Annotated in this window: 20 protein-coding genes and 1 pseudogene; 8 read left to right on the top strand and 13 right to left on the bottom strand. The window is 72.9% G+C overall.

The genetic code is table 11. The annotated features are described in order from the left end of the window. Window positions 1-28 precede the first annotated feature (28 nt). The 8 genes from SGA01_RS00800 to SGA01_RS00770 form a co-directional block, all read right to left on the bottom strand. Window positions 29-2,344 (bottom strand): arylsulfatase, encoded by a 2,316-nt coding sequence (locus SGA01_RS00800; protein ID WP_141292372.1) that lies wholly within the window; start codon window positions 2,342-2,344, stop codon window positions 29-31. Continuing rightward, window positions 2,341-3,270, bottom strand: a complete 930-nt coding sequence (locus SGA01_RS00795; RefSeq protein WP_371865953.1) for a formylglycine-generating enzyme family protein — start codon at window positions 3,268-3,270, stop codon at window positions 2,341-2,343. The genes SGA01_RS00800 and SGA01_RS00795 overlap by 4 nt, the downstream gene beginning before the upstream one ends. Then, the gene (locus SGA01_RS00790; protein WP_141292371.1) at window positions 3,267-5,174 is read right to left on the bottom strand and encodes a dipeptide ABC transporter ATP-binding protein; all 1,908 of its coding nucleotides are present in this window, start codon (window positions 5,172-5,174) and stop codon (window positions 3,267-3,269) included. Before SGA01_RS00790 ends, SGA01_RS00795 begins: the two co-directional genes overlap by 4 nt. Beyond that, the gene (locus tag SGA01_RS00785; RefSeq protein WP_141292370.1) at window positions 5,171-6,031 is read right to left on the bottom strand and encodes an ABC transporter permease; all 861 of its coding nucleotides are present in this window, start codon (window positions 6,029-6,031) and stop codon (window positions 5,171-5,173) included. The genes SGA01_RS00790 and SGA01_RS00785 overlap by 4 nt, the downstream gene beginning before the upstream one ends. 5 nt (window positions 6,032-6,036) lie before the next feature. Then, entirely contained in the window at window positions 6,037-6,981 is a 945-nt protein-coding gene (locus SGA01_RS00780) for an ABC transporter permease (protein WP_141292369.1), read from the bottom strand. 1 nt (window position 6,982) lies between these two features. Continuing rightward, window positions 6,983-8,575 carry an ABC transporter substrate-binding protein gene (locus SGA01_RS00775; protein ID WP_141292368.1) on the bottom strand — a complete coding sequence of 531 codons (1,593 nt, stop codon included), beginning with the start codon at window positions 8,573-8,575 and terminating at the stop codon, window positions 6,983-6,985. 354 nt (window positions 8,576-8,929) lie between these two features. After that, entirely contained in the window at window positions 8,930-9,001 is a 72-nt protein-coding gene (locus SGA01_RS42735; protein WP_329625827.1) for a putative leader peptide, read from the bottom strand. 76 nt (window positions 9,002-9,077) lie between these two features. After that, window positions 9,078-10,307 carry an ROK family transcriptional regulator gene (locus SGA01_RS00770; protein WP_141292367.1) on the bottom strand — a complete coding sequence of 410 codons (1,230 nt, stop codon included), beginning with the start codon at window positions 10,305-10,307 and terminating at the stop codon, window positions 9,078-9,080. 492 nt (window positions 10,308-10,799) lie between these two features. On the opposite strand from SGA01_RS00770, the gene SGA01_RS00765 reads away from it, so the two are divergent. Next, window positions 10,800-11,744, top strand: a complete 945-nt coding sequence (locus tag SGA01_RS00765) for a TauD/TfdA dioxygenase family protein (RefSeq protein ID WP_141292366.1) — start codon at window positions 10,800-10,802, stop codon at window positions 11,742-11,744. A 46-nt stretch (window positions 11,745-11,790) separates the two neighbouring features. Here the strand turns inward: SGA01_RS00765 and SGA01_RS00760 are convergent, their stop codons facing one another. Next, window positions 11,791-12,162 (bottom strand): cupin domain-containing protein, encoded by a 372-nt coding sequence (locus SGA01_RS00760; RefSeq protein ID WP_141292365.1) that lies wholly within the window; start codon window positions 12,160-12,162, stop codon window positions 11,791-11,793. A 316-nt stretch (window positions 12,163-12,478) separates the two neighbouring features. Here SGA01_RS00760 and SGA01_RS00755 point away from each other — a divergent pair, with 316 nt between their 5' ends. Both SGA01_RS00755 and SGA01_RS00750 read left to right on the top strand, forming a co-directional pair. After that, entirely contained in the window at window positions 12,479-12,838 is a 360-nt protein-coding gene (locus tag SGA01_RS00755) for an SPW repeat protein (RefSeq protein WP_308699030.1), read from the top strand. A gap of 237 nt (window positions 12,839-13,075) precedes the next feature. Further along, complete coding sequence (locus tag SGA01_RS00750; protein WP_141292364.1) at window positions 13,076-14,365, top strand: ATP-binding protein; 1,290 nt, start codon at window positions 13,076-13,078, stop codon at window positions 14,363-14,365. On the opposite strand, the gene SGA01_RS00745 is transcribed toward SGA01_RS00750, so the two are convergent. After that, window positions 14,343-15,278 (bottom strand): carbohydrate kinase family protein, encoded by a 936-nt coding sequence (locus tag SGA01_RS00745; protein WP_141292363.1) that lies wholly within the window; start codon window positions 15,276-15,278, stop codon window positions 14,343-14,345. The two genes, SGA01_RS00750 and SGA01_RS00745, sit on opposite strands and share 23 nt — an antisense overlap. 204 nt (window positions 15,279-15,482) lie before the next feature. Here SGA01_RS00745 and SGA01_RS00740 point away from each other — a divergent pair, with 204 nt between their 5' ends. Next, window positions 15,483-16,070: a YdeI/OmpD-associated family protein gene (locus tag SGA01_RS00740; RefSeq protein ID WP_141292362.1), complete on the top strand. Its 588-nt coding sequence runs from the start codon at window positions 15,483-15,485 to the stop codon at window positions 16,068-16,070. Between the two features lie 49 nt (window positions 16,071-16,119). Here the strand turns inward: SGA01_RS00740 and SGA01_RS00735 are convergent, their stop codons facing one another. After that, window positions 16,120-16,641, bottom strand: a complete 522-nt coding sequence (locus SGA01_RS00735) for a GNAT family N-acetyltransferase (protein WP_141292361.1) — start codon at window positions 16,639-16,641, stop codon at window positions 16,120-16,122. Between the two features lie 93 nt (window positions 16,642-16,734). Between SGA01_RS00735 and SGA01_RS00730 the strand changes: the two genes are divergently transcribed. Further along, the gene (locus SGA01_RS00730; protein WP_229917674.1) at window positions 16,735-17,184 is read left to right on the top strand and encodes a hypothetical protein; all 450 of its coding nucleotides are present in this window, start codon (window positions 16,735-16,737) and stop codon (window positions 17,182-17,184) included. Between the two features lie 93 nt (window positions 17,185-17,277). Here SGA01_RS00730 and SGA01_RS00725 read toward each other — a convergent pair. Then, window positions 17,278-17,667: pseudogene (locus SGA01_RS00725) on the bottom strand (GNAT family N-acetyltransferase); the annotation flags it as partial. A gap of 133 nt (window positions 17,668-17,800) precedes the next feature. Here SGA01_RS00725 and SGA01_RS00720 point away from each other — a divergent pair. After that, window positions 17,801-18,505: an ArsR/SmtB family transcription factor gene (locus tag SGA01_RS00720; protein ID WP_141292360.1), complete on the top strand. Its 705-nt coding sequence runs from the start codon at window positions 17,801-17,803 to the stop codon at window positions 18,503-18,505. 209 nt (window positions 18,506-18,714) lie between these two features. Here SGA01_RS00720 and SGA01_RS00715 read toward each other — a convergent pair whose 3' ends face one another. Further along, the gene (locus SGA01_RS00715) at window positions 18,715-20,004 is read right to left on the bottom strand and encodes an MFS transporter (protein ID WP_141292359.1); all 1,290 of its coding nucleotides are present in this window, start codon (window positions 20,002-20,004) and stop codon (window positions 18,715-18,717) included. Between the two features lie 175 nt (window positions 20,005-20,179). On the opposite strand from SGA01_RS00715, the gene SGA01_RS00710 reads away from it, so the two are divergent. Both SGA01_RS00710 and SGA01_RS00705 read left to right on the top strand, forming a co-directional pair. Beyond that, window positions 20,180-20,503 carry a rhodanese-like domain-containing protein gene (locus SGA01_RS00710; RefSeq protein ID WP_141292358.1) on the top strand — a complete coding sequence of 108 codons (324 nt, stop codon included), beginning with the start codon at window positions 20,180-20,182 and terminating at the stop codon, window positions 20,501-20,503. 87 nt (window positions 20,504-20,590) lie between these two features. Further along, window positions 20,591-21,979, top strand: coding sequence for an MBL fold metallo-hydrolase (locus SGA01_RS00705; RefSeq protein ID WP_141292357.1), 1,389 nt, complete (start codon window positions 20,591-20,593; stop codon window positions 21,977-21,979). Window positions 21,980-22,112: the final 133 nt, after the last annotated feature.

Here is a 22,112-nt window from a genome sequence, read left to right as displayed (position 1 = left end):
ACCGCCAGGCCCGGCTCCGCGCTGCCTCTCACTCGAAGGCCGCTGCCGCCTCCTTGAGCGCCGCCGCGACGGTCTCGGGCGCGTCCGGGCCCGGTGCTCCCGGCCGGTAGGTGACGGAGCGGAGCCGGCCGGTGAAGCGGAAGGAGCGGTGGCGTTCGAAGAGGGGCCACGAGACGGGCGATTTGCGGTCGACGCCCACGCTGATGCCCTGGAAGGGGGCCATGCCGATGAGCTGGTGCACGCTGTCGGGGGCGGCGCGCCGCTCGCCGTCCACGGTGACGGTGAACCGCCAGCGGAGTCCCTCCTCGGCGGTGGCGGTGAGCAGGATCTCGTGCGGGCCTGCGGTCAGGGGTCCCGCGTCCGTCTCGTGGAGTCGGCCGTATTCGTTGTACGCGAAGGTCAGCCGGCCGTTCTCGGTGTAGAGGCTGTAGCCGCCGCCCTGGTCGCCGTGGGAGACGAGGACGCCTTCGCCGCTCTCGTCGACGAGGACCTCGATGGCGAAGGAGCGCAGGGAGACCAGCCGCGAGGAGCGGTAGCGCTCCAGCTCCGGGGTGCCGGGGAGCAGCGTGAGGGGCCGGGCGAGTCGCTGTTCGGCGGGGTTGCGGCGGGCGAGGGCGCCGCTGTGGTCGGGGAGGGGGAAGACTCCGTTGCGCCAGGCGGCCTCCTCCCAGGCGGCCGACAACTCCTTGACGAGTTCGGGCTGTTCCGCCGCGAGGTCATGGATCTCGGTGGGGTCGGTCCGGATGTCGTACAGGGCCCACTCGGTGTCGTCGTAGGGGGTTCCGGGCCGGTGGAGGGTGACGAGCTTGCGGCCGTCGCGGTAGTGGCTGCGGTTGCCGGTCATCTCGCAGTACTGCTCGGGGTGGGTCGACGTGTGGGCGGGGTCGGCGAGGACGGGGGTGAAGCTGATGCCGTCGGGCTCCTGGAGGGGGACGCCGCGGCGGCTCTCGGGCCGGGTGAGACCGGCGAGTTCGAGGAGGGTGGGGGCGATGTCGGTGACGTACTGGTACTGGGGGCGCGGTCCGGTGGCGAGCCTGCCGTCGCGGGTGCCTTCGGGCCAGGAGAGGACGAAGGGGACGCGCACGCCGCCCGCGTAGGTGTGGCCCTTGTAGAGCCGGAAGGGCGTGTTGGAGGCCATGCCCCAGCCGCGCGGGTAGTGGACGAGGCTGCGGGGGCCGCCGATGAGTTCGGGGTCGCGGTCGACGTCGGGGTCCCAGTCGCCGGGGAGTCGGGGGTGGTGGACGAAGCGGCTGAAGTAGGAGCGGGTGCCCTCGGGGCCGCCTTCGCCGGTGCCGCCGTTGTCGGAGGTGAAGACGATGATGGTGTTGTCGAGTTCGCCGAGGGCGGCGAGGGTGTCGGTGAGCCGGCCGAGGTTCTGGTCGATGTTGTCGACGAGGGCCGCGTAGACCTCCATGTAGCGGGCGTAGAGCCGCTGCTGATCCTCTGCCAGAGAGTCCCAGGCGGGGACGTCGAGGCCGGCCTCGCTGTTACGGGCGGGGAGTTCGGTGCCGGGCGGGAAGAAGCCGGCGGCGAGCTGGGCGGCGAAGCGCCGCTCGCGCAGTACGTCCCAGCCCTCGTCGTAGCGGCCGCGGTGGCGGGCGATGTCCTCGGCCTTGGCCTGGAGGGGGCCGTGGACGGCGTTGTGGGCGAGGTAGAGGAAGAAGGGCTTGTCGGGGTCGTGCGCGCGCAGCGCCTTCACCATGGAGATCGCCTGGTCGGTGATGTCGTCGGTGTAGTAGTAGTCGTCGGCGAACTCGTCGATGTCGAGGGGACTGTTGTCCCGGACGAGCTGGTGCGGGTGGAAGAGGCTGGTGAGGCCTTCCAGGACACCGTAGTACTGGTCGAAGCCCTTCTGGAGCGGCCAGTTGACGCGGTCGTTCGCCGCGTTGGAGGCGGAGTCGCGGACGAGGTGCCACTTGCCGACGGCGTAGGTGGCGTAGCCGGCGTCGTGGAGGAGTTCGGCGAGGGTGGGGATGTCGTCGGCGACCTCCATGCCGTAGCCGGGGAAGCCGGGGTCCGCGTTGGCGACCATGGCGTAGCCGACGCGGTGCGGGTTGAGGCCGGTGAGCAGGGCGGCGCGGGCCGGTGAGCAGAGCGGCATGGTGTGGTAGTTGGTGAGCCGCACGCCGTCGTCGGCGAGGCCGTCGAGGACGGGTGTGGGGATCTCCGAGCCGAACGGTCCGATGTCGCTGAAGCCCATGTCGTCGACGAGGACCACGACGATGTTGGGGGCCTTGGCCGGTGGGGTCGTACGGCTGGGCCAGGCGGGTTCGGACTCGGCGAAGGTGCGGCCGACGCGACCGGCGAAGCCTTCGTAGGGGTCGCGGCGGGGTGCGGTGCTCATGGGGAGGCGGGTCCTTCCGGGGGGAGTGTGCGGGCTGTGCGGAATCCGCCGTGGCCGGTCGAGGAGTCGGGGGTGTTGTGGGAGCGGGCGGCGACCCGGTAGCGGTTGCAGTAGGAGGCGTGGCAGAGGTAGGAGCCGCCCCGGATGACGCGCTCCCCCGGGCCGAAGGCGTCCTGGCACCACTCCCAGACGTTGCCGGAGGTGTTGTACAGGCCGTGGCCGTTGGGGGCGTACGCCGTGACGGGCACGGTGCCGACGCGTCCGCCGGGCCGGTCGGAGCGGTACGGGAAGTCCCCGGTCCAGGTGTTGCACCGTTCCTCGCCGCCGGGGGTGAAGTCGTCGCCCCACGGATAGCGGGCGCCGTCGAGGCCGCCGCGGGCCGCGTACTCCCACTCGGCCTCGGTGGGCAGCCGGACGCCCGCCCAGGCGCAGTAGGCGAGGGCGTCGTCGTACGAGACGTGGACGACGGGGTGGTCGGCGCGGCCTTCGACGTCGGAGCCGGGGCCCTCGGGGGTGTGCCAGGCGGCCCCGGTGACTCCGAGCCACCAGGGGGCCTGCGGGACCCGGCCGAGGACGTGGTGCGCGGCCGCGGGGTGGAGCAGGAGGTGGAAGACGAAGGAGGAGCCGTGGCGTTCGGCGTCGGTGCGGTATCCGGTGGCCCGGACGAAGTCCGTGTACTGGGCGTTGGTGACGGCGGTCGTGTCGATCGCGAAGGCGGCGACGGTGACCTCCCGCACGGGCCCTTCGCGGTCGGCCGGATAGCCCTCGTCGAAGGCGTCGCCCATGCGGAACGTGCCGCCGGGCAGCTCCGCCATGGTGCGGGGCGGCGGAGCGGTCCGTACGGTCGGCGGCGGGAGCAGTTCGACGGCCCGGGCGGCGCCGGCCGCTCCCGTACAGCGGCGTCCCGGGGTGCAGCAGGCGCTCACGCGGACACCGCCCCGGCGGGCACCCGCACGGGTACGGGTTCGGGCGCGGCGGCGAGCAGCGCGCGGGTGTACGGATCGCGGGGCCGTTCGCACAGCTCGTCGGCGGCGCCGGTCTCGACGATCCGGCCCTCGTGCATCACCGCGATGCGATGGCTGACCTGGCGGACGACGGCCAGGTCGTGGGCGATGAAGACGAGGGCGAGGCCCAGGTCGCGCTGGAGGTCGGTGAGGAGGCCGACGATCTGGGCCTGGACGGAGACGTCGAGCGCCGAGACGGGTTCGTCGCAGATGAGGACGGCGGGGTCGGGAGCGAGGGCGCGGGCGATGCCGACGCGCTGGCGCTGGCCGCCGGAGAAGGAGCGGGGGTGCCGGTCGGCGGCGGCCGGGTCGAGGCCGACGAGCCGCAGGAGCTCCGCGACGCGCTCGGCGCGCTCCCCCGGCGCGACGGTCCCGAAGGCGCGCAGGGGTTCGGCGACGATCTCCCCCACGGTCATGCGGGGGTTGAGCGAGGCGTACGGGTCCTGGAGGACCATCTGGACGCGGCGGCGTACGGAGTGCAGCGCGGCCCGGTCCGGTCGGGTGACGTCCCGGCCGTCGAGGAGGATCCGGCCGCCGTCGGCGGGGTGGGCGTGGGCGAGGACCCGTGCGAGGGTGGACTTGCCGGAGCCGGACTCGCCGACGATGCCGAGGGTCTCGCCCGCGGCGAGGGTCAGGGAGACGCCGTCGAGTGCGGTGAAGGAGCGGCGGCGCCGGCCCTTGTACGTCTTGCGGAGCCCCTCGGCGCTCAGGACGACGTCGCCGGGTGCGGGCCGGTCGATCGGGGCGGGGGGCGGGGGCGGCGGGAGTGGTTCGGTGCGCTCTGCGGCGAGGAGGCAGGCGGCGCGGACGGTCCCCGTACCTGTACCGATGCCTGTACCGATGCCGATGCCGATGGCACCGCCCGTGCCGGTGTCGCTGCCCGTGTCCGCGACGGCGGTGAGCGGCGGTGTGGTCGTGTGGCAGCGGTCCTCGGCGAGAGAGCAACGGGCCGCGAAGGCGCAGCCGGCGAGTGGCAGGGAGAGGTCGGGCGGGGTGCCGGGGATGCCGGTGAGCCGGGTGCCGGAGGGGGCGGAGAGCCGGGGCACGGCGGCGAGCAGACCGGCGGTGTAGGGGTGGCGGGGGCGGGACAGGACCTCGGCGGTGGGGCCGTCCTCGACGACGGTGCCGCCGTACATGACGAGGACGCGGTCGCAGGCGCGGGCGACGACGCCCATGTTGTGGGTGATGAGGACGAGCGCGGTGCCGGTGGTGCGGGTGAGGTCGCCGAGCAGGGTGAGGATCTGGTCCTGGACGGTGGCGTCGAGGGCGGTGGTGGGTTCGTCGGCGAGGAGGATGTCGGGTTCACCGGCCAGGGCCATGGCGATCAGGACGCGCTGGCGCTGGCCGCCGGAGAACTGGTGCGGGTGGTCGTCGAGGCGGCGCTCGGGGTCGGGGATGCCGACGAGGCCGAGGAGTTCGACGGCGCGGGCGCGGCGGGCCCTCCTGTCCCGCCCGCCGTGCGCCCGCAGCACCTCGTCGAGATGGCGGCCGACGGTGAGGACGGGGTTGAGGGCCGTCATCGGGTCCTGGAAGACCATGCCGACACGGGCTCCGCGTACGGCCCGCAGCGCGGGCTCGTCGGCGGTGGTGAGGTCCTGCCCGTCGAGGTGGACGGAGCCGCCGGTGATCCGGCCGGTGCCGGGGAGCATCCGGAGGAGGGCGAGGGCGGTGGTGGACTTGCCGGAGCCCGACTCGCCGACGACGGCGAGCGTCTCGCCGCGGCGGAGCGTGAAGGACACGTCCCGCACGGCGTGCAGTGCCCCGCCGTCGGGGGTGGTGAACTCCACGTCCAGGCCCTGGACTTCGAGGAGCGGCGGGGTGGTCATCGGCGTATCTCCCGGTTCAGTGCCTCGGCGGTCAGGGAGAGGCCGAGGACGAGCGCGGTCACGGTCACGAGCGGTCCCGCGGCGAAGTGCGGGGCCTGGGCGAGATAGGGCATGGACTGGCTGAGCACGGCTCCCAGGGTGGGTTCGGGGGGCCGCACTCCCACGCCGAGGAAGCTCATCGCGCCCTCGATGAAGACGGCGACGGTGAGGGAGACGGCGAACTGGACGACGAGCGGGTCGGCGGCGTTGGGCAGGATGTGCCGGGTGAGGATCCGGCCGCCGGAGGTGCCCCCGACGCGGGCGGCCGTCACGTACTCCCGGCCGCTCTGGACGAGGATGCCGGTGCGCAGGAGCCGCCCGAAGACGGGGATCTCGGCGAGGGCGATGACGATGATCACGGGGAGCCGGCCGGGGCCGAGGACGGCGGTGATGGCGAGCGCCAGGATCAGTCCGGGGAAGGCCAGGATCAGGTCGAAGGTGCGCTGGACGACGGTGTCGGCGATCGGGTGCGCGGCGGCGGCCAGGGCGAAGAGGCAGCCCAGGACGGCGCCGAGCGGGACGGCGACGGCGATGATGCCGAGGTCCGCGCGGATGCCGTACAGGAGGCGGGTGAGGAGGTCGCGGCCGAGGTCGTCGGTCCCCAGCGGGTGGCCGGGGGTGCCGGGGCCGGCGAGCGCGAGGGCGCTCTGGTCGGTGGGGCCGTGGCCGGAGAGGAGCGGGGCGAGGAGCCCCGCGAGGACGACCAGGCCGACGAGGGCGAGGCCGGTACGGCCGCGGGCGGTGGCGAGGGCGGCCCGGTAGGGGTGAAGGGGGCGGCGCGCGAGGGGCTGCGCGGCCTTCGTGAGGGTGGTGGTCATGGCGGTCACTCCCACCTGATCCGGGGGTCGAGCCAGGCGTGGACGAGGTCGGTGAGGAGCTGGACGAGGACGAAGACGGTGACGAGGAGCAGCAGGAGGTCCTGGACGACGGGGTAGTCGCGGCGGACCAGGGCCTGTTCGGCGAGCTGGCCGAGGCCCGGCCAGGCGAAGATCGCCTCGACGAGGACGGCCCCGCCGAGGAGGTTGCCGGTCTGCATGCCGAGGAGGGTGACGACGGGTGGCAGGGCGTTGGGCAGGGCGTGCCGCCAGAGGAGGCGTCGGGGCGCGATGCCGGCGGCGGTGGCGGTGCGGACGTAGTCCTCGCCGAGGGCGCGTTCGATGCCGTCCTTGAGGTAGCGGCCGAGGACGGCGGCGCTGGGCAGGGCGAGGCAGAGGGCGGGCAGCAGCAGGTACTGGACGCCGAGGTCGGGGGCGGCGAGGAGCGGGACGCGGCCGCCCGGGGGCAGGACGCCCAGGAGGACGGAGAAGAGGAGGACGAGCAGGACGCCGGTGACGAAGGGCGGGACGGCGAGCGCTCCGGTGGTGAGGATCCGGACGGTGCCGCGGAGCCAGCGGTTGCCGGAGGTCGCGCCGACGATGCCGAAGGCGGCGCCGAGGACGACGACGAACAGCAGGGCGCCGAGGGTGAGTTCGACGGTGGCGCCGATGGCTTCGCCGATCAGGTCGGCGGTCTGTCCGCCGATCGCGTAGGACGGTCCGAGGTCGCCGGTGACGAGGTCTCCGAGCCACTGGACGTACTGGCTGAGCAGGGAGGCGTCGAGGCCGAGGCGGTCCCGGATGGCCGCCTCGGTCTCGGGGCTCGCGTCGGGTCCGGCGAGGACGGCGGCGGGGTCGCCGGGGACGAGGCGGAGGAGGGCGAAGGCGGCGAAGGAGGCGACGAGGAGGACGAGGAGGGCGGAGGGGAGCCTCCGCAGCAGATGGCCGCGCATCTCATCCCGCCAGGTAGGCGTTGTCGAGGTTGAGGTAGGCGAACTTGTTGAGGGTGACGCCGTGCAGCTTCTTCGAGGCGACCTGGACGGCGCCGCGGATGACGAGGTCGATGATGAACGCCTCGTCGAGGAGGGTGTCGGTGATCTGCTGCCGCAGCGCGTTGGCCCGGGCGCCGGTCTCCGGGGTGGTCCAGGCCTCGCGGACGACCTTCGTGTAGGCGGCGGAGCGGAACCTGGAGGTGTTCTTGGCCTCGTTGAAGGGGTAGGCGCTCACCGCGAGGGTGGACGGCTGGACCTGGGCGAAGCTGTGGCTCATGGTCCAGAGGCCGGGCATGGACTGGGAGATGAGGTTCTTCTGGGCGGTGGCCGGGTCGGTGGGCTGGAGGGTGACCTGGACGCCGATCTGCTTGAGGTCGTACTGGATCGCCTCGGCGACGGCGGTGTCGCCGGGCAGGTTGATGTGGAGCAGTGGCAGGTCGAGCTTGGGGTGACCGGCGGACTTGAGGAGTTCGCGGGCCTTGCCGGGGTCGTACGTGTAGTGGGTGCGGCCGGCCTCGCTGAAGGCGGGCGAGGACTTGGGCCAGGGGGTGGCGGAGGCGAGTCCGTAGCCGCCGAGGACCTGCTTGAGGATGCGTTCCCGGTCGATGCCCCAGGCGAGGGCCTGTCGGACGGTCTTGTCGTTCAGCGGGGCCACGGTGGTGTTGACGCCGAGGTAGTAGGCGCCGCCTCCGGTGGTGTACTGGCTGATGGCGAGTTCGGGGGTGGAGGCGATGACGGGGAGGTTCTTGCCGGGGACGCCGAAGGAGAGCTGGGACTGGCCGGTGCGCAGCGAGGAGAGCAGGGCGTCGGCCTGCGGCACGACCCGGAACTCGACGGCGTCGAGGTAGGGGCGGTCGGGCTGCCAGTACTTCTCGTGGCGGGTGAAGCTGAGACCGGTGCCGGGGCTCCACTTGGTGAGCCTGAACGGGCCGGTGCCGTTGAGCTTCTTGCCGGTGACGGCGTCCTCGACGCTGTTCCGGTCGGTGAGGATCATGAACTCGAAGAGGTCGAAGAGGTTGTTCACCGGATGGGCGAGCTTGAGGACGAGTTCGTGGTCGCCGCGCTTGTCGAAGCCGGTGACGGCGGCGGCCGTGGCCCTCAACTGGGCCGCACGCAGCGGGTTCTGCAGGTTCTTCACCGCGAAGATCACGTCGTCGGCGGTGAAGGGCCTGCCGTCGTGGTACGTGACGCCGGTGCGGAGCTTGAGGGTGATGCTGCGCCCGTCCTGGGCGTACTCCCAGGAGGTGGCGAGTTCGGGCTGCGGCTTGAGCTGGTCGTCGTACCGGGTGAGGGTGTTGTAGATCAGCCGGTGCTGGAGCGACTGGCCGCTCTGGGCGAAGAGCAGGCTGGGCGTGAAGTCCGAGTTGATGGCGACGGTGAGGGTGCCACCGCGGCGGGCCTCGGCACCGGCCTTTCCTGCGGGTGTCTCGGGCTCGGAGACGGCCGAGCGGCAGCCCGTGAGTCCGAGCCCGAGGAGCAGGGCGCCGCCGCCCGCGGCGCGCAGGGTGGTGCGCCGGGTGGGGGTGAGGGGCGTGGAGGGACGGGACTCGGTCATCGTTGCCTGCCTGTGAAGGGAGTCGGAGGCGCACGGGGCGCGGCCATTCCTTCCGCTGCGGGAGAAATGGCCGCACCGGGCGTGCGGGGTACGCGCGGTGCGCTGTGCGGGACGGGGTGCGCCGGTACGGCAGTACGGCGAAGTACGGCGCGGTACGGAGATACGACGCGGTACGGCGACGTACGACGCGGTACGGAAAGTACGACGCGGTGCGGCGATTCAGCCGGCCGGCGGTCGGGACGCCAGGGCGCGCCGGGGTGCCGGAAGGTCAGGAGAGCCGGGGGATGTCCGGCGGGGTCGGGACGGAGTCAGCGGGCCCGACGGGGCCACCGGTTCGACGCCCGGCGCGGAGGTTCAGACGCGGACGGCACAGACCGCACTGGCCTGTCGACAGAGGTCGACGTGCCTGCGGGAGATGAGGCGCATGTCCGGATTCACGGGAGCAATATGACAGCGGCTCCGCGAGGCGGTCAACCGGCGTTGCCCGCATTCTGAGACGCCGTCACCCTTCCCCGCCCTCGGAGAGGAGTTCCTCGACCGTCTCAAGAGGCCTTCTGAACAGCGAATTCAGCAGAACCGTGCCCGCCGCGACGGGCAGCGTGGCCGGTCCGGCATGTGGACTGACGATGCGTTCGGGGTCGTCGCAGACGTGCGAGAGGTCGATCGCCGCCCCGCGGATCTCCTCCAGGTAGTCCGGTTCGAGGACGCTGGCGTGCTCGGTCACGACGACGAGATCGGGGTTCAGGACGTCGAGGAGCAGCGCGACGGCCCGGCCCACCGCGCGGGCCCGCTCGCGCAGAAGCCGGTCGGCGCGCCGGTCCCCCGCCGCCGCGGCGTCCACGACGAGGAACGTGTCGGGCTCGGGGACGATCCCGCGCCGCACGGCGGTGAGGCCGAGCGCGGTGTTCGAGGCGGTCGCCTCCAGGCACCCCGAACGCCCGCACGGGCAGGGGACGGTGGAGTCCGGCACGGGCAGGTGAGCCACGTCGCCGGCCGCCGAGCCGGGGCCCTGGTGCACGATCCCGGCGAGCCCGACGGCCGCGTCGACGACATTGCCGACGAAGAGATGGACGAGGCTGCGCCGGGCCGCGGGCCGCCCGAAGAGGATCTCCGACTGGGCGATGGAGCGGGCGTGGTTGTCGAGCCGTACGGTGTGCCCGCCGAGGCCCCGTGTGAGCTCGGCGGCGAGCGGGCGGCGGCGCCAGCCGAAGGCGTCGTGGCGGACGACGACCCCCTCGGCGGGGTCCACCCAGCCGCCGACGGCGGCGCCGACCCCGAGCAGGGGGCGGCCCCTGGTGTGCTCGTCGAGGAAGCCGCGGAGCGCGCGGGCGACGGAGGCGGGCAGGTCGTGCGGCGCGATGCCGTCGTGCGGATGGGTGCGGCGGGCCAGGACCCGGCCGCGCAGGTCGACCAGGCCGAGGGTCGAGCTGGGGACGCCGAGGTGGACGCCGCCGACGACGGGTCCGCCCGTGGCGCCGATGTGCAGGTCGACGGGGATCTGCGGACGCCCCACGCCCCCGCCTCCGGCCAGCTCCGGCAGTTCGCGCAGGAGGCCGAGCCGGGTGAGGTCGGTGGCCTGGCGCGAGACGGCGGCGGGGCTGAGTCCGGAGAGCCGGGCGACGGCGCCGCGGGCGACCGGACCGTGGTCGAGGACGGTCCGCAGCACGGTGGCGGCGTTGGCCTCGCGGCGGCCGTCGCCCGCCATCCGGGAGCCGTGGGAGGTGGTCGTCATGGGTGCCTCTCTGCGTCACTGTTGCGGCGGCGTGAATTCCCCGGGCTGCCGGCGGCGGGTCCGTCGCGGCTCCGCCCGTCCGGGCCGCCCCCGCCGGAATCCCTTGCGTCACCGCTGGTCAGCGGCGGTGCAGCTGGGCACGGAGAGCGAGGACACCGGGGGCGGGCAGGCGCCGATTCAACCATCACGGGGCGCGGTTCGTGGCCCGGAAGGCCGCTTGACGTCCCGCGACGGCCGCTGCGAGGCTCCGGGACATGTTCGCGACCTCCTCGTGTCCCGCCGGCTCCGGCGCCTGATCCTCGCGACCCTTCGCGTGACGGGCTCGCCGCCCTCACCCGTACCCCGGCGCCCACCTCGCCGGCTCCGTACACCGCGCACCACTCCCGGCACACCGCTGTCCCGTTCGCGGTGGCGGGTTCCTCGCCGTCATGTCATTGCTTCCGCTCCGGAATTAATTCCGGAATCCGTTCGCACCACCCCGAAAGGACCACCATGTCGACCGCTACCACCACCGTCACCGTCGAGAAGGTCGGCGGCCGCCTCGGCGCCGTCATCTCCGGAGTCCGCCTCGGCGGCGACCTGTCCGCCGGGACCGTCGCCGAGATCCGTGCCGCGCTCCTGGCGCACAAGGTCGTCTTCTTCCGCGGCCAGGACCACCTGGACGAGGAGGCCCACGAGGCCTTCGGCAAGCTGCTCGGTACTCCCGTCGCCCACCCCACCGTCCCCTCCGCCGACGGGCGTTACTCCTTCCCGATCGACTCGGACTACGGCGCCCGGGCCAACCAGTGGCACACGGACGTCACCTTCGTGCCGGCGTACCCCGCGTTCTCGATCCTGCGCGCGGTGACCATCCCGCCGTACGGCGGCAACACCCTCTGGGCCAACACCGCGACCGCGTACGCCCATCTCCCCGAGCCGCTGCGCGCCCTCGCAGACAGCCTGCGCGCGGTGCACTCCAACGACTACGACTACGCGGCCCTGCGCCCGGGCGTCCTGCCCGAACAGCTCGCGCGCTTCCGTGAGGTCTTCGCCTCGACGAAGTACCTCACGGAGCACCCGGTCGTGCGGGTCCACCCGGAGACCGGCGAGCGCACGCTCCTCCTCGGCAACTTCGTCCAGCGGATCAGCGGCCTCACGGGCGCCGACTCACGCGCCCTGCTCGCCCTCTTCCAGACGCACATCGAGCGCCCGGAGAACACCGTGCGCTGGCAGTGGCAGGTCGGCGACGTGGCGATCTGGGACAACCGCGCCACCCAGCACTACGGCGTGGACGACTCCGACGACCACGAGCGCAAGCTGCGCCGCGTGACCATCGACGGCGACGTGCCGGTCGGCGTGGACGGCGTCGCCTCGGTCCTCCTCGCGCCCGAGTCGGTACCGGACCCGGCGTTCGGCATCGCCTCCGGCGCGTCGCCGGCGGAGCCCGCCACCGTTTGAGGCGGAGGCGAGCCCGCCGGGAGCCGGAGGAAGCGAGCCGTGCCCGTCAGGATCCGGACGGTTGGGCGTAGTCGGCGAAGCCGACCCAGTCGAGGGCCACGCAGGGCTCGTCGCCGAGCACCCACGCGTCGTGTCCGGGCGTGACCTCCATGAAGTCGCCGGCGCCGAACTCCGTCGTGTCGCCGTTGTCCATGACGACCTTCATCCGGCCGCTGACGATGTATCCGACGTGCGACGCCATACAGCTGTCGGTGCCGGCGATCGGCTTCACATGCTTGGACCACTGCCAACCCGGCTCGAACACGGCGCGGCCGACCGCTCCGCGCGAGCCGTTGACGAGGTCCAGCCTGCCCTTGCCGTCCTCGAAGGGGCGGGTCTCGTCCGCTGAATCAAAGCTCTTCTGAACGATGCCGGCCATCATTCGCTCCTGGCGTGTAGAGGCCTGGCCCCGAGTCCACTTCCAGGCTACGCCGGGCTGCCCGGACCCACCTGTGTTTGGTGGTTCCGGGCAGATCGGCCGGGCGAATTCTGTGCGCTTCCCTTAGAGTGCAGACCTACACATAAAGGACAGATAAGAGCACAATGGAGCCGCGGCATGATTGCCACACGCCGCACAAGCGGTCAGACGTGCATGACGCCAGAAGGAGGCGAGTCGTATGGCCGACGTCTCTCACCGTCCTGGTGATATCGCGGGACACCCCGATGCGTCGGAAATGCGGGATCGTTACGCCCGCATGCTCCAGACCCGAGGTGTCGCGGCGGTCGAGGAACTCGTGATCCTCGCCGGCATCTACGCCGCGATCTCCCCGTGGACGGTCCACTTCTCCGCCGCCCAGCCCGCACTCGCCATCACGAACCTGGTCGTCGGCATCGCCCTCGCGGTGCTCGGCCTGTGCATGTCGATGGCTCCGGAGCGGTCGCAGGACCTCAACGTCGTCGTCCTGCTGATGGGCGCGTGGCTGATCATCGCCCCGTGGGTGGTCGGACAGAGCCCCGACACCGGCACCGTCCTCAGCAACGTGATCACCGGTGCGTGCGTCTGCCTGTTCTCCCTCACGGCCGGCGGACTGCTCATGACCAAGAGAAGGACGTGACGATCTGATCCCCCGGAACGGCGGCACCTCCCCCGCGGAGGTGCCGCCGTTCGCCATGTCCCGCTGTTCGTGATGTCCCGCTGCTCGTGCTGTCCCGCCGTTCATCCTGTCCCCCCGGGCACATAGAGCCGGTACGGAGCGTTTGCCGGCACCGGCTTGTGCACGGCGGCGCACGACCGGTGTCCACGGCCGCGCCTAGCCTCGCCGCATCGGCACCAACGAGGGGCGGTACCACCGGTGAACTGGCACATCCACGACTATCGCGAGAGCGATCTCGCCGCCGTCGTCCATCTGATCGACACCACCGCCGAGCTCGGGCAGGAGTCCGTGTTCTCGCTCGCCGAGTGCATCGGGGCCCTCACCTCGCGGCAGCCGGCCGTGGTCGCCGTCCACCAGGGCGTGCCCATCGGCGCCGCGCTCGCCTGTGTCGCCGGGGAGCGGGCCTGGGTGATGCGGGTCGCGATCTCCTCGGCATGGCGCGGCCGCGGCCTGGCCAGCGCCCTGCTCGTGGAGTTGGAGCGGCGGCTCGTGGCGGCCCGGGTCGGGCGGATCGCGTACGTGCTGCCGGAGGAGGAGCTCCTCGGCGAGGGGCTGCTGAACGCCGGGTACACCCGCCAGCCCGCCGTGGCGTACTTCGAGAAGGTGGAGCCCCTGCACGGGCCCGCCGCCGGGCTCCTCGACGACCTCGGCGGCCGGCTGCTCCCCGGTGACCTGTGGGCGAAGGTCGCCGGGATGGAGCGGGAGAAGGACCTCATCGAGCGGCGGGTCGTCCTGCCGCTGGCCGAGCCGGAGCGGGCCACCCGGCACGGGGTGCGGCCGCCGCGCGCGGTCTGTCTCTTCGGCCCGCCCGGCACGGGGAAGACGACGTTCGCGCGGGGCATCGCCTCCCGGCTCGGCTGGCCGTTCGTGGAGATCCTGCCGTCCCGCCTCGCCGACGAGGGGAACCTCGCCGCCGCCCTGCGGTCCGCGTTCGCGCGGATCGCCGAGCTGGAGCGGGTCCTCGTCTTCATCGACGAGGTCGAGGAGATCGCCCCGGTCCGCTCGGAGCCCGCGCAGCCCGGCGGCATGCACGGCGTGACCAATGAACTCCTCAAGCTGATACCGGGTTTCCGGGAGCGGGACGAGCGGCTGCTCGTCTGCGCCACCAACTCGATCCGCTCCCTCGACCCGGCTTTCCTGCGCCCCGGCCGTTTCGACTACCTCATCCCGATCGGTACGCCGGACAAGGTGGCGCGGGCGGCGATCTGGGCCCGCTACACGGACGGACGGACGGACGTCGACATCGACGAACTCGTCCTGGCGAGCGATCTGTTCACCCCGGCCGACATCGAGCACGCGGCCCGGATCGCCGCCCAGGCCTCCTTCGAGCGGGACCTGGTGGCGATCGGCGGCCGGGGCGGGGACGACCCGGACCCCGGCGCGAGCACGGCGGACTATCTGGAGGCCATCGCGCAGTGCCGGCCGACGGTCACCCCGGAGATGGTCGAGCAGTTCGCCTCGGACATCACGACACACGCCCGGATCTGAGGCCGAACTCCTCTCGCGCCGCGTCCAGTTCGGCCCGGTCGGGCGGATTGGCGCCGGCCCGGGAGACGGTGACGGCCGCCGCCGCCCCCGCCTTCCGCAGCAGCCCCGTGAGGTACTCGGCGCCGAGCGCGCCGAGTACCTCACGCTCCCGCCCGGCCAGGGTGTCGAGGACGGCGGACATGAAGGAGTCGCCCGCGCCGACCGTGTCCACGACGGCCACCCGGGGCGCGTCCTCGGTGACGGCCTCCTGCCGGGTGAGGGCGAGCGAGCCCTCGGCGCCCCGGGTGACAAGGACGACGGCCGGACCGAGGGCGAGCCAGCGGGCGGCGACCGTCCGCGGGTTCTCCCCCGGGTACAGCCAGGCGAGGTCCTCGTCGCTGGCCTTCACCAGGTCGCTGAGGGCGACACAGCGCTCGACGCGCGCGACCGCTTCGCCGTGCTCGCCCATCAGCCCGGGCCGCACGTTCGGGTCGTAGCTGACCGTGGCACGGTCCCGGAGCGCCTCCGTCACGGCGAGGACGGCCGCCGCGCCGGGCGCGGTGACGGCCGCGATCGAGCCGATGTGGACGTGGGCGGGCGCGGGGCGGGCCGGGTCGGCCTCCAGCGTCCAGGCGATGTCGAAGGTGTACGTGGCCTGGCCGCGGGCATCGAGGCCGACGACCGCCGACGGGGTGCGGGCGGGCACGCCCCCGACCTCCACCCGTACGCCCGCGCCCTTGAGGTGGTCCGTGATGAGCTGCCCGGAGGGGTCGTCGGCGAGCTGGGTGAGCAGGGTGACGTCCCGGCCGAGGCGGGCGAGGCCGTAGGCGACGTTGGCGGGGCTGCCGCCGGGGTGGACGCGGTCGGCGGCGCCGGAGCCGGCGGGGGCGCGGACGATGTCGGCGACGCACTCGCCGATCACCAGGATGGACATGGGTCGGAGCTCCTTGGCGTAGGCGCCCTGCTGGACGATCCGTGGATCGTACGTCGCCCCGCTCCGCGGCGGGGCGGGTCGGGGACCCGGGCGAGGGCCGCACGCGAGATACGGCTGCCGTCCCGCCGCTGCCAATATCCTGTTCGCGAAGCACCGCCGGCGGAGTCGCCGACGGTGACGGCGGTACGGGGGAAGGGCTTTCCGGTGGAGACGGTCGAGACGGTCGAGGGGCTCGCGGTCATCGCGTTCGGCGACGGGACGGAGCTGGAGGCCTGGCTGGAGCAGCACCACGGGGACACCCCGGGCATCTGGCTGCTGCTCGCCAAGAAGGGCACGGACCTCCCCTCGCCGACGGCGGACGAGATCCTCGACGGCACGCTCGTGTACGGCTGGATCACCGGCAAGCGCATCACGCGCGACGAGCGCACGTATCTGCAGAAGATCACCCCGCGCCGGCCGCGCAGCCTCTGGTCCCAGGTCAACGTACGCCAGGTCGAGGCGCTCACCGCCGCGGGCCGGATGCGCGAGCCGGGCCTCGCCGAGGTGCGGGCGGCGCGGGCGGACGGGCGGTGGGAGGCCGCGTACCCCTCCCAGAAGGACGCGACCGTCCCGGACGACCTGGCGGAGGCACTCGCGGCGGACCCGCGGGCCTCGGCGGCCTTCGACGCCCTGGGGAAGACGGACCGCTACCTGGTGATCCTGAGCCTGTGGCAGGCTCGTACGGCGAAGACGAGAGCGGCGCGCCTGGCCCGGGCGGTGGCGGCGCTCGCGGCGGGCGGGAAGCCCCGCTGAGGGCCCGGGGCCGCGGGTCGGGGCGGGCGCGGGCGGGCGCCGGGCCGGGTCAGCCCCGGCGGATCCGGTACAGGACCTGTCGGGCGTCCCACTCCACGAAGGACTCCGCGTGCTCCAGGCCGACGGCCTCCAGGAGGCGGCGCGAGCGGTGGTTGGCCTCCTGGGTGAGCGCGACCACGCTCGGCGTGCCCTCCAGGACCCGTGCGACGACCGCGCCCACCGCCTCCCGGGCGTAACCCTTCCCCCAGTGCTCGGGCAGGAACTGGTACGACACCTCCGTCTCCCCGTTCCGCGCGCCCGGCTCCACGGTGACGAGCCCGAGGAGGACGTCGTCCTCGGCCCGGATCACGGCGTGGCATCCGGCCGCCCCGACGATCCTGCGCTGCCGGATGCGGATGACGGGCTCGGTGACGGGGCCGCCGAGGTGGTGCCGTACCTCTGGGTCGGTCCACAGTCGGGTGACGGCCGCGAGGTCACCGCGGTGAACGGCCCGCAGCAGCAGCCGGTCGGTGGTGAGGGGCGCGGGCGGGGTGACGGTGGGCGTCGGGGCCGGGGTCGGAGAGGCGGGCATGGTTCGATCCTCTCAGGCCGCCCTCGTAAACGGCACCGCCGGTCCGGTACGTTCCGGTCCAAAGGACCGGAGACACGGAGACGGGGGCAGGGTGTGGAGAGGTCAGGGATCGTCCTACGACTGTGGGCGGCCGGGGAGATGCCGTACCGCGACGGGCTGTACCGCCCGGACGACACCGCGCTCGATCTCGACGTGGAGGGCCCCGGGACGTACCACCCGGACGCGGGGCAGCCGATCCCCTTCCGGCTCGGCGAACCGCTCCCCGTGGCCCTGGCCGTCGAGGAGGACGGCACCGTCGAGGTGGACCGCTTCTTCGAGAGCCCGCTGCCGGACGGATCGGGGTCACTGTGCGGCGGTGGCGGCGGGATGGGCAACATCGGCCACCTCGCCCGCCTCGACGCCGACGGCTCGCTGCGCTGGGCGGCCTTCATGTTCCACTCGAACCCGTTCCTGGGCGTGCGATACGAGGGCACGACGGCCGTCTTCAGCAACGACTGGTGGAACGAACTGCGCCTCGACCTCACCGACCCCGCGTTCGCCTGACCCTCCGCACGTGCCCACGAGCTCCTTGCTCAGAAAGACACGGCTGGTGCCCGGCGGGTCACAGGGGACCTCTCCCATGGACGTCCACCCCCGCTTCCGGTAGAAGCCCGGGGCCTGGAAGGAGAGCGTGTAGAGCACGGCCGTACGGCAGCCCCGGGCACGAGCCTCGTCCTCCGCCTGCCGGAGGACCTCACTGCCCAGCCCGCCGCCGCGCAGCCCGGGAGGCAGGAAGAAGAGGTCGACGAAGAGCATCCCGCGCGAGGTGTGCCCGGTCAGTCCGCCGATCACCCGGCCCTCCACCGGCTCACGCACGAGGACGGTGAGCTGTGCGCTGTCGTCGGCGCCCGACGTCTCGGCGTTGAACCCGTCGAGGCCACGGGAGATCACCGCGATGTCCGCGGGTGTCACGGCATCGGTGACCACCACTCTCGGACGGAGCGCGGTACGCGGTGCCGCTTCGGGGGTCGGGTCGGGTGCGGGCATGGTTCCTCCCATACGCGGGCGGGGCATCGGTGTCCCCGGTGCGGGGCGCGGGGCCGGCGCCCCGCGGGCCTCCCGACGCTAGGCCCCGGACGCTTCGAGGGACGTCGAACGGTTGTCGGCGACAATCTGGGGCATGGGCGAGGAACGTGCGGATCAGGACGTGGGCGTGGACCTCGCGGCCGTCGCCGGACTGCTGGCCGACCGGACCCGGGCCGCCTTCTGTCTGGCGCTGCTCGACGGCCGGGCGTGGACGGCGAGCGAGCTCGCCCGTCATGCCGGGGTCGCTCGCTCCACCGCGACCTCGCATCTCCATCTGCTCGTCGACGGCGGGCTCCTCGCCGAGGAGCGGCACGGACGCCACCGCTACCTACGGGTGGCCGACCACCGGGTGCTGGAGCTGATCGAGAGCCTCGCCGCGCTGGCCCCCCGACAGACCGTCCGGCCGCGCTCCCTGTCGGCCTCGGGCCGGCAGCAGGCACTGGCCCGTGCGCGACTCTGTTACGACCATCTGGCCGGGGCCGTCTCCCTGACGGTCATCGACGCGATGGTGGAGCGCGGCCTGCTGAGGTGGGGGCCGGACCCGGGGCTGACCCACGAGGGCGCGGCCTGGCTGACCGAGCTCGGCATCGCGGTGCCCAGCGGCTCTCGCCGTCCACTGGTGCGTGCCTGCCTGGACTGGACCGAGCGCCGCCCGCACCTGGCCGGCGCCGTGGGTGCCGCCCTCTGCGACCACGCCCTCACCACCGGCTGGCTCGTACGCATCGGCACGACCCGCGCCCTGACCGTGACCCCCGCCGGCCGCAGGGCATGGCACGACCACCTCGGCCCGCGACCGTAGAGGCCCACGCGACGGCTTTCACCGTCACACCGCCGCACAGGCGTCCGGAGGTCCGGAGGTCCGGCAGACCGGAGGTCGTTCCACCGGCTTCGGTCCAGGACCCGGCCAAAGATCATTTGAAATCACCGCCTACTGGACCCTCCGTACTCTGTCCGCCCGGTGTCTCGGCCAGGGCCGCCCCGAGGGGGCCCTGACGGAGCGTGTGTCGGTCAGGTTCGGGCGTGGTCGGTCATCCAGCGGGCGGCGAGGAGGCCCGAGGCCGCGGTGAGGACGGCGGCGGCGAGGACGGTGGCGTCCAGGCCCAGCGCGTCGGCGAGGACGCCCGCCGTCAGGGCGCCGGCGGCGTAGCCGATGTCGCGCCAGAACCGGTACGTGCCGAGGGCGTGGGCCCGCCAGGAGGGGTGGGCGTGGTCGGAGACGGCGGCGATGAGCGCCGGATAGACCAGCGCGGTGCCGAGACCCAGGCCGACGGCGGAGAGGACTCCGGCGAGAAGAGGGCGGTCGAGGAGTACGAGGGCGAGGAGGAGCGCCGCGGCCTGGACCAGCATGCCCGTCACGACGAGCGGCTTGCGGCCGACCCTGTCGGCGAGGTGGCCGGCCGGGATCTGACCGATGCCCCACAGGAGCGGGTAGAGCCCCTTGATCAGGCCGATCGCGGCGATGCCGAGTCCGCGATCGGCGAAGAGGAGCGGAAAGACGCCCCAGGTCAGGCCGTCGTTGAGGTTGTTGACCAGACCCGCCTGGCTGGCGCCGCGCAGGGAGCGGTCGCGCCATGACGTACGGGCGAAGGTCTCCTTGAAGGACGGTCTGCCGTTCTCGCCGCCCGGGGGCGCCGGGTGGCGGGAGAGTTCGAGGGCCAGGTGGGCGGCGGTGTCCTTGGCCAGCAGGGACAGGCCGAGTCCGGCGGCGAGGAAGACCACGCCGATGAGCTCGGGGGCGGGGCGCAGCCCGTAATGGGTGGCGAGATAGCCGGTGAGCAGGGCGGTGGCACCGACCGAGACGTAGCCGGCGGCCTCGTTGAGGCCGGTGGCGAGCCCCCGGCGGGCGGGTCCCACGAGGTCGATCTTCATGTTGACGGTCATCGACCACGTCAGCCCCTGGTTGACGCCGAGCAGGACGTTCGCGGCCACGATCCACCACCACGAGGGCGCCCAGGCGAGGACGAACGGCACGGGTGCGCCGATCAGCCAGCCTGTCAGCAGGAGCTGCCTGCGCCGGAAGCGGGCGGTGAGCACACCGGCGGCGAGGTTCGTGAGCGCCTTGGCGAGGCCGAAGGCGACGATGAACGAGAAGACGGCCAGGTTCCCGGCGAGCCCGAAGACCTCGGTGCCGATCAGGGGGACCGTCGTCCGTTCCAGACCGACGAGCGCCCCGACCGCCGCCGTGACGAGGACGAGCAGGACGAACTGCGCCCTGTTCTCCCGAAGGCCCAGACGCACGGTGCCGGGCGAGGGGGTGACGGGGGGCGAGAGCCGCCTCGCCGTGATCCCTCGTGTCATCTCGATCTCCCACCTGTTCCGATAACCGCAGACCACCATACCCCCACGGGTATTTTTCGGTAGAGGAAGGGACTGCGCCGCGCGATACCCCTAGGGGTATTTGACTTCCCTCGTCACCCCTGCCTACAGTCGGCGCCGTAAGTACCCCAGGGGGTATCCGAAAGGGTGATCTTCCATGCGTGAAGTGGATCTGGACGTCTTCGCCTCCGAAATGGCGGAGGGCGCCTTCGCCATCGACGTACGGGAACCGGACGAGTACCGCGCCGGTCACGTACCGGGGGTCCGCACCGCACCGCTCTCCGAGCTCGGCGCCCACCTTGCCGCGCTCCCCGCCGACCGGCTCGTCTACGTGATCTGTGCGAGCGGCAACCGGAGCGCCTGGGCCGCGGAGCACCTGGAGGCCGCCGGCGTCCACGCGGTCTCGGTCGCGGGCGGCACCTCCGGGTGGGCCCGCACCGGTCGCCCGGTCGTGCGCGGCTCGGACGTCCGGGCCGCCTGAACGGCCGGGCCGCCCACCCTCAGCGCACTTCTTCCCGTCTCGCGGGGCTTCCGCTCCGCGCCCGCTTTCTCCCTCGAAAGGTTCGCCGTGTTCTTCGCCCAGTACTACCTCGACTGCCTGTCCCAGGCGTCGTACATGATCGCCGACGAGAAGACAGGGCAGGCTGTCGTCGTCGACCCGCGCCGGGACGTGTCGGAATACCTCGCCGATGCGCGGGCGCACGGTTTCACCGTGGTCGGCGTCATCAACACCCACTTCCACGCGGACTTCGTCGCCGGCCACCTGGAGATGGCCGACGAGACCGGCGCGTGGATCGGTTACGGCTCCCGTGCCGAGACGGAGTACCCGATCCGTCACCTCGCCGAGGGCGAGCGGATCACCCTGGGTGACGTGGTGCTGGAGGTCATGGAGACACCGGGGCACACCCCGGAGTCGATCAGCGTCCTCGTCTACGAACACGCCGCCGACGCCGTCCCGTACGGGGTCCTGACGGGTGACGCCCTCTTCATCGGTGATGTCGGCCGCCCCGACCTGCTGGCATCGGTGGGCGTGACGGCCGAGGAGCTGGGCAGGATGCTGCACGACAGTGTGCAGAACAAGCTGATGGGCCTCGCGGACGAGGTCCGCGTCTTCCCCGCCCACGGCGCCGGTTCGGCCTGCGGGAAGAACCTGTCGACGGAGAAGTCCTCCACGATCGGGGAACAGCGGGCGACCAACTACGCCTGCGCCCCGATGGGTCGGGAGGAGTTCGTCGCACTGGTGACGGCGGGACAGTCCGCCGCACCTGGCTACTTCGCCTACGACGCCGACCTCAACCGCAGGGAGCGGCCCCTGTACGACTCCGCCGCCACGGCCCGTCCGCTGTCCTTGGAGGAGTTCGCCGGACTGCGGGCAGGTGGCGCCGTGGTGGTCGACACGCGTGATCCGCAGGAGTTCGCGGCCGGGCACCTGACCGGTGCGGTGAACGTGCCGGCCGACGGCCGGTTCGCCGAACAGGCCGGCACCGTCCTGGACCCCGCGGAGGAACTGGTGGTGATGGCGCCTCAGAACCGGGAGGAGGAGGTCGTCACCCGCCTCGCCCGCATCGGCTTCGACCGTGTCGTGGGCTACGTCCGCAACCCCGAGGACGCCCTGCGGGTGATGGAGGGCGAGGTCACCCCCGCCAGCCGCCTCACCGCCACCCACCTCAAGGCCGCCCTCGCCGGAAACAACCCGCCGCTCGTGGTCGACGTCCGCACCTGCGGCGAGCGCGAGGCCAACGGCTTCATCCCCGAGGCCCTGCACATCCCGCTGAGCGAGGTGTCCTCCCGGATCGGCGAACTCCCCACCGACCGTCCGCTGGTCCTGCACTGCGCCGGCGGCCACCGCTCCTCCATCGCCGCCAGCCTGCTGCGCCACCGCGGCATCGAGGACGTCTCCGACATCCTCGGCGGCTGGGCCGCCTGGGCCCTCGCGGCCGAATCCGCCGAGGTCTGACCGCCCGACCACTCACGAACCGCCGACGGGCACGGGTCATCCGGGCTCTTCCCGCCGTGCACCGCCGGCCCGCGGCGGAGCCGGGGGCCGCACTGCCTCCGCTCCCCCGACCCGTCGTGGGCGGGGCCGCACC

The sequence above is a fragment of the Streptomyces gardneri genome (assembly GCF_006539185.1).
GTDB classification, from domain to species: Bacteria; Actinomycetota; Actinomycetes; order Streptomycetales; family Streptomycetaceae; genus Streptomyces; species Streptomyces gardneri.
Note: the sequence above shows the minus strand (reverse complement) of the source record. Positions and strands in the feature narration are given on the sequence as shown.